Raw genomic sequence first — 7,272 nt, 5'->3', positions numbered from 1 at the left:
GACGGCAATAAATGCACATGTTTCAACCGATCGGGTCATCAAGGCAGCTAAAACGAGAAGACCTTGAAAGGGATGGCTGTAAGAGCGGAACCGCCAGTAGCCACACCCGCAGCAATGGATATGTACACCGTCCATCTCTACCCAGAACACAAAAAAAGGCGGCTACCCCCAGGTAGCCGCCTTTTTCATGCCTGCCGGTAAAGCTTATTCCGCCAGTTTGTAGGCAATGATGTAGTCGCCCATCTTGGTGCCCAGGGAGCCATGGCCGCCCACGACCACCAGGACGTACTGCTGGCCGTCCTTGCCGGTGTAGCTCATCGGCGTGGCCTGGCCGCCCGCTGGCAGGCGGGATTTCCACAGTTCCTTGCCGTTTTTCACGTCATAGGCGCGGATGTACTGGTCCAGGGTGCCGCTGAGGAAGCCCACGCCACCGCCGGTGACCATGGAGCCGCCCATGCTCGGTACGCCGATTGGCAGGCCGATCGGGATCGGCGAGCTGTCGCGGCTGGTGCCGTTCTTGTGCTTCCACACCACTTTGTTGGTGGTCAGGTCGATACCGGCCACGTAGCCCCAGGCCGGTGCCTGGCAGGGCACGCCCAGAGGCGACATGAACGGATGCATGATCACCGCGTAAGGCGCGCCCGTGTTGGGTTGCACGCCCGAGGTTTCGCTTTCGCGCTTGCTGTCGGCGGCGACTTCGGCACGCGGCACCAGCTTGGAAACGAAGGCCATGTAGTTCGGGCTGGTGAACAGCAACTGGCGCACCGGGTCCAGCGAGACGCTGCCCCAGTTGAACACGCCGACGTTACCCGGGTAGATCAGGCTGCCCTGTACCGACGGCGGGGTGTACTGACCTTCATAGCGCAGTTCCTTGAACTGGATGCGGCACAGCATCTGGTCGAACGGCGTGGCGCCCCACATGGCTTTTTCGTCCAGTGGCGGCGGCAGCAGGTTCAGGTCCGAACGGGCCTGGGTCGGGGCGGTGTGGTCGCCTTCGACTGCGCCGGTCGGGGCCGGTACTTCACGGATCGGCACGATCGGGGTGCCGTCGCGACGGTCCAGTACGTACAGGCTGCCTTGCTTGGTCGGCTGGATCAGCGCCGGCTTGACGCCGTCCGCGGTCTTCATGTCGAGCAGGGTCGGCTGGCTGCCCACGTCCATGTCCCACAGGTCGTGGTGGGTGAACTGGTAGTTCCAGCGCAGCTTGCCGGTGTCGATGTCCAGGGCCACGGTGCCGGCGCTGAATTTCTCGGCGCCTGCGGTGCGGTTGCCGCCCCACTGGTCAGGCATCTGGTTGCCCAGTGGCAGGTAGACCATGCCCAGTTTCTCGTCGACGCTGGCCAGGGACCACATGTTCGGCGAGTTGCGGGTGTAGGTCTGGCCTTCTGGCAGGGGAGCGGTTTCGTCGGGGTTGCCCGAATCCCAGTTCCACACCAGGTGACCGTCGTGCGCGTCGAAAGCGCGGATCACGCCGGACGGTTCGTTGGTCGATTCGTTGTCGGTGACGTGACCGCCGATGATCACCAGGTTGCGGGTGATGGCCGCCGGCGAGGTGGAGTAGTAGCCACCCGGAGTGAACGGGCCGATACCGGCCTTGAGGTCCACGGCGCCTTTGTTGCCGAAGTCTTCACAGACTTTGCCGGTGTCGGCGTTGATGGCGATCAGGCGCGCATCGGCGGTGGGCAGGAACAGGCGGCGCGGGCAGCTGGCGGCGATGGCCTGGCCCGCTGGGGACAGGGTGGCCGGCTGGCTGATGGCGTCGGCGTTCTTGAAGTTGGCTTCGTCGTAGTACGACACGCCACGGCAGGTCATGTGCGCCCAGCCACGGAAGTCGTCGCCGTTGGGGCCCTGGATCTGCGGGTCGAAGCGCCAGATTTCCTTGCCGGTATCCGGGTCCAGTGCCAGCACCTGGCTGTGGGCGGTGCAGGCATAGAGCTTGCCGTTGACCTTCAGCGGGGTGTTCTGGTTGGTGATCTCCACCGGGTCCTTGGCGGTCGGCATGTCGCCAGTGCGGATGCGCCAGGCTTCCTGCAGCTTGCCGATGTTGGCCGGGGTGATCTGTTTCAGCGGCGAGTAGCGGTCGCCGAACTCGGTGCGACCGTAGGCCTGCCAGTCACCATCAGGCATGGCCGGTGCAGTGCTGGCCATGTCGGTGCTGTCGCGGCCCAGGTCGCCGGAGATTTCCCCAGGGTTGGTGAACTGGCTGCCAATGGCGGCGCCACCGGCCAGGACCACGGCCACGCTCAAGGCCGCGGTGCCGATCGGAGCCGGGCCATCGCGCAGCAGCGGACGACGGAACCAGGGCAGCAGCAGGACCACGCCCAGGGCGAACCACAGGGACAGACGTGGCACCAGTTGCCACCAGTCCAGGCCGATTTCCCACAGCGACCAGAGGGTACTGGCGAACAGTACCAAAGCATAAAGGCCCAGCGCGGCGCGTTTGCCGGCCAGCAGCAGAAGGCCGGTCAGCGTCAGGCCGATACCGGCCAGGACGTAGTACAGCGAGCCGCCGAGCATGCTCAGCTTGATCCCCCCGGCCAGCAAGGCCAGGCCCATTAGCAGCAGCAAGATTCCGAGCAGGCTTGGCAGCCGGCGGCTCGGACTTGAAGCACCCTCAGTGCTCATAGTGTGGTTCTCCGTGACGTTAAGAGTGTTCCCGCGCTTTTTCACTGTAGATGACGATCAGGCGCGGGCTTGGTTCAGCTGAAAACTGTGAATGGCGTCGTTTTTTGCCTCGCGGCTTTAGAACGAACTCTGGATCTTGATCCCGCCGATCAGCGCGTCGTCCACCTGGCTGACACCACCGGGATGACGGATGTATTGCAGGTTGGGGCGCACGGTCAGCCAGTTGGCCAGGTGCACGCCGTAGTACAGCTCGGCGCTGTATTCAGTGCCCTGGGGCGGCAGGTAGCCGGGGTTGTCGTAGTCGTAGATCGCGCGGGCCTGGTTGCGGGCCTGGGCGTTCTTGCGGTACGCCGGGTTGACGTGGACCCGGGCCAGGGCAAAGCCGATGTCGTCCTTGGCGCGGGCATCGAACAGGCCCTTGTAGACCAGGCCGGCCTGGACGTAGTTGTCGATGGCGTTGGTCTTCTTGTCATGGGCGGTGACGTTGGCGAACAGGCTCAGGCCGCGGGAATGGTCGCCGGCCAAGCTGGTGACTTGCTGTTGCGCGCCGAACCACAGGCCGTGCTTGCTCGAGCTGCTGCGGTAGGCTTCGCCACTCAGGGCCGCGCTCTGGCCGTTGCTGTCCTTGTACACGTCGCTGGCCTTGGCGCTGCTGTAGTAGTAGCCGGCGCGGTACTCACCGGCCAGGCCGTTGAGCTTGGGCGTCCACACCAGTTCCACCGGCAACAGGGTGCCCTGGGTGCCACTGCCGCTGAGCTTGAAGCCGTTGTCGCGGTCCAGGTTCGACGGGTTCTGCTCATAGGCGCCGATCTGCGCGTAGACCTCTGGCGTCAGGTGGTATTTGACCCGCAGCGCCCACTGGCTGACTGGCCAGTTGTACCAGACGCTGCCAGCCCAGTTGCCCACCTGGGAACCGCAGAACGCCAGGTTCTGGAAGTCGCAGGGGAAGCTGTTGAAATCTTCGCCCTGGCCGAAGCGGCCGGCCTTGATGTCGAGCTTCTGGTCGAAGAATTTCTGCTGGTACCACATCTGCGTCAGGCGCCAGGTCTGGCCACGGCCCCAGACTTCCTGGGCCGAGGTGAAGCCGCCGACCCGTGGATCGTTGATCCGGTCGTTGCTGATGTTGTCGCCGTCGCGCTTGGTCACGGTCAGTTGGAACTCGGCGTCATCCCAGCCAAGGATCTTCTGCAGGTCCAGGTGGCTGCCGAAGGCGAACTGGTCGCTGTAGCGTGCGGTGCGGTCGTGGTCGTAGCCACCATGCAGGTTCGAACCCATTTCGCCGACGTAGTCGACCTTGAAGTCGTAGCCCTTGTTCGCCAGTTCCGTGCGCGTGCCGTTCCAGTCGCCGAGCATCCAGGGCGAGTCGCTGTCGAAGGCCGGGGCGGCCTGGGCGCAGGCGGCAAACCCCAGGGCGCCGAGCAGGCTCAGGGTCTTGGGCAGGGCAACGGGAGTCAGGACAGCGCTGTCTTTTAGGCGCTGAAAAGTAGGCATAGGCATTCGAGTCAGGTCTTTTTCTAGGAATAGGCAGAAGCAAGGGCGCGGCACGTGGCATCGATACAGGTTGATCGAGGACGGCAGGCCACTGATTTCAAAGGGAAAGATGAAACGGTTCAGCTTTATTAGGGGGCTAAGGATAAAGCGCCGTCTCATCAAGAGAAAGCGCTTTTATTGACATGAACCGTTTCGGATTCGGTAACAGTCACCGGGCCCGGGCAGGTTCAGCGCGGGGCGGTGGCCCCGGCGAGGGATCGTTTCTGCCGGGTGTAGCTCAGTGCGAAGTGCGCCACCAGGCCGAAGATCAACCCCCAGAACGCGGCGGCCAGGCCGAGAAAACTCATGCCCGAGGCGGTGACCAGGAAGGTGATCAGCGCGGCTTCACGCTGTTTCTCATCGGCCATGGCGCCGCTGAGCCCGGCGCTGATGGCGCCGAACAGGGCGAGGCCGGCCAGGGCCGCGATCAGCTCCTTGGGCAGGGCGGCGAACACCGAGGCCAGGGTCGCGCCGAATATCCCCATGAGGATGTAGAACAGGCCGCAGGCGATCCCGGCGATGTAGCGTTTGTCCTTGTCTTCGTGGGCTTCGCGACCGGTGCAGATGGCGGCGGTGATGGCGGCAAGGTTGATGCCATGGGAACCGAAGGGGGCCAGCAGCGCCGAAGTGATAGCGGTCCAGGACACGATCGAGCGCGCCGGGGTGGTGTAGCCGGCGCTGCGCATCACCGCCATGCCCGGCACGTATTGCCCGGTCAGGGTCACCAGGGCCAGGGGCAGGCCGATGTTGACGATGGCGTGCCAGCTCCACTCGGGGGCGGTGAAGATCGGTTTGGCCAGTGCCAGGGTGATGGAGCCGCCATTGAAATTGCCGAGGCCGGCGGCCACGGCGCAGCCCACCAGCAGCACTGCCAGGATCGCGTAGCGTGGCGAGAAACGTTTGCCCAGCAGATAGGCCGCGATCATCGCCAGCACCAGGGCCGGTTGCAGGGTGACCGAAGTGAACAGCTCGGCGCCAAAGCGGAACAGGATGCCCGCCAGCATGGCCGCGGCAATGGCCTTGGGCAGGCGGCTCATGAGCTTGTCGAAGGCCCCGGACAGCCCGACCACGGCAATGATCAGCGAGGCGACTATATAGGCGCCTATGGCTTGGGGCAGCGACACCGTGGGCAGCATCGACACCAGCAGCGCTGCGCCGGGCGTTGACCAGGCGGTGATCACCGGCACCTTCAGGCGCCAGCTCAGCAGCAGGCCGGTGAGGCCGCTGCCGATGGAGATGGCCCAGATCCAGGACGACACCTGGTCACTGGGCAAGTGGGCTTCGCGGGCAGCCTGGAACACGATGATCAAGGGGCCGGCGTAGGAAATGATCACGGCGATCAGGCCGGCGATCACGGCGGAGAGGGACAGGTCCTTGCTGAGACTGTGCATGGCATCTCGAGTGGCGTGGGTGAGAGAAAAATTGAGTCGATTGGGTTGGCGATGGTTGAGTGTATTTCAATGAATTGAATCGATTCAATTGTTTCTCAAGAAGGATTTGCCAGAGGTCTTTTGGGTTTATGTGTAACTTATTAATTTATAAGTATTTATCTTGATCATGAATAAAGTGTTCGAGTTGCTTGCGGTTATTTCATTTGCCTGATGATCGAATCAATAGGTCGATTGAGTCGATGTTAAGGGGCCATGCTGGCCTGTGATATGCTCCGGCCCACTTCAATGCAGCCGATGGTGATCAGCCTCCATGTGGGTTCCCCAGTTAAGCGAGTTCAATCAGCCGGTCTACCTGTCCATTGCCGACGCCTTGGCGCGGGATATCAGCAGCGGCCTGTTGAACGACGGTGACCGCTTGCCGACCTTGCGCGAGCTGGCGGTGACCCTCAATGTCACCCCCGGCACCATCAGCCGCGCCTACAGCGAAGCTCAGCGTCGTGGCCTGGTGCAGGGTGAGGTGGGGCGAGGCACTTATGTGCTGGCGCAGCCGCCGCTGGTGTTGCCGGAAGGTTCCAGCGCACCGTCGCTGTCCCTGGGGCAGTCCGAAGCCCTGGATCTGTCGATCATCAAGCCTTACAGCGAAACCCTGGAGTACTGGTTGCGCGGCGCGTTGGTGGGCATGGCCCGCAGCAGCGATTTCGGTCGTGCCCTGGACTACGCCCCCGACGGTGGTCATCCGGCCCATCGTGAAGCCGGTGCCCAGTGGCTGCGCCATTCCCTGCCCGAAGCCCATTGGCAGCAGGTGGTGATGACTGCCGGTGCCCAGCACGGGTTGATGGTGGCCATCAGCGCCTTGAGCAATGCCGGCGATCTGCTGCTCTGCGAATCCTTGACCTACCCGGGCATCATCTCCGTGGCCCACGGCCTGGAGCGGCGCCTGCGGGGCGTGGCGATGGACGAGCAGGGGATGATTCCCGAGGCCTTGCGCGAGCAGTGCCTGCGGGAAAAACCGGCGCTGCTGGTGTGCGTCGCCAGCTGCCAGAACCCCACCACGGCGATCATGTCACCCCAGCGCCGGGCGCAGATTGCGGCGATTGCCGAAGAGTTCGACTTTTTGATCATCGACGACGATATCTACGGCTTTCTCGCCACCGATCCGTCGATCAAACCGCTTTCCAGCTATGCGCCGCAGCGTTCGGTGTACCTCACCAGCCTGTCCAAGGCGATCATGCCGGCGTTGCGCGTGGGCTATCTCTACAGCCCGCCGAAGTTGCTGTCGCGCCTGAGCTCGATGGTCCGCAGCAGTGTGTGGATGCCGTCGCCCCTGACCGCGCAATTGGCCAGCAACGTGATTGTCGAGGGATTGGACCGCAAGCTGGTGCAGACCCAGCGCAACGAAGCGGCGGCGCGTCAGGCGATTGCCCGGGAAGTGTTTGCCGGCTTGGAGATTCAGACTCAGCCCCACAGCTATCACCTGTGGCTGACCTTGCCGGAGCCCTGGACTGGCGATGAGTTCGCCACCCTGGCCCGAGCCAATGGCGTGCTGGTGATGAGCGGCAGCCAGTTCCAGGTGGAACGCGGTGCCAGCTCCCGTTGTGTGAGGGTGGTGCTGATGTCGCCGACGACCCAGGACGAGTTGCGTTTTGCCCTGACTCAGTTGGCCAGCTTGATCGAGGCGGACCCGCGACGTTATTGCTGAGAACCGCTTTCGCCGGCAAGCCGGCTC

The 7,272-nt window shown here is 63.5% G+C and carries 4 protein-coding genes; 1 reads left to right on the top strand and 3 read right to left on the bottom strand.

Annotation, left to right across the window (positions count from 1 at the left end):
- Positions 1-204 precede the first annotated feature (204 nt).
- The 3 genes from PQT43_RS08955 to PQT43_RS08945 form a co-directional block, all read right to left on the bottom strand.
- Positions 205-2,625, bottom strand: a complete 2,421-nt coding sequence (locus PQT43_RS08955; RefSeq protein ID WP_123394044.1) for a glucose/quinate/shikimate family membrane-bound PQQ-dependent dehydrogenase — start codon at positions 2,623-2,625, stop codon at positions 205-207.
- Between the two features lie 117 nt (positions 2,626-2,742).
- Complete coding sequence (locus PQT43_RS08950; protein ID WP_272753733.1) at positions 2,743-4,116, bottom strand: carbohydrate porin; 1,374 nt, start codon at positions 4,114-4,116, stop codon at positions 2,743-2,745.
- A gap of 227 nt (positions 4,117-4,343) precedes the next feature.
- A complete protein-coding gene (locus PQT43_RS08945; protein ID WP_272753732.1) occupies positions 4,344-5,546 on the bottom strand; it encodes a benzoate/H(+) symporter BenE family transporter in 1,203 nt (400 codons plus the stop codon).
- A 310-nt stretch (positions 5,547-5,856) separates the two neighbouring features.
- Between PQT43_RS08945 and PQT43_RS08940 the strand changes: the two genes are divergently transcribed.
- The gene (locus tag PQT43_RS08940) at positions 5,857-7,245 is read left to right on the top strand and encodes an aminotransferase-like domain-containing protein (RefSeq protein WP_213665889.1); all 1,389 of its coding nucleotides are present in this window, start codon (positions 5,857-5,859) and stop codon (positions 7,243-7,245) included.
- Positions 7,246-7,272 lie beyond the last annotated feature (27 nt).

This window comes from Pseudomonas sp. BLCC-B112 (assembly GCF_028550695.1).
Classification (GTDB): domain Bacteria; phylum Pseudomonadota; class Gammaproteobacteria; order Pseudomonadales; family Pseudomonadaceae; genus Aquipseudomonas; species Aquipseudomonas danubii.
Note: the sequence above shows the minus strand (reverse complement) of the source record. Positions and strands in the feature narration are given on the sequence as shown.

Bases quoted from the DNA above. Each gene is read 5' to 3' on its own strand.
- PQT43_RS08955 (WP_123394044.1), bottom strand. From the start codon at position 2,625: ATGAGCACTGAGGGTGCTTCAAGTCCGAGCCGCCGGCTGCCAAGCCTG.
- PQT43_RS08945 (WP_272753732.1), bottom strand. From the start codon at position 5,546: ATGCACAGTCTCAGCAAGGACCTGTCCCTCTCCGCCGTGATCGCCGGC.
- PQT43_RS08940 (WP_213665889.1), top strand. From the start codon at position 5,857: ATGTGGGTTCCCCAGTTAAGCGAGTTCAATCAGCCGGTCTACCTGTCC.
- PQT43_RS08950 (WP_272753733.1), bottom strand. From the start codon at position 4,116: ATGCCTACTTTTCAGCGCCTAAAAGACAGCGCTGTCCTGACTCCCGTT.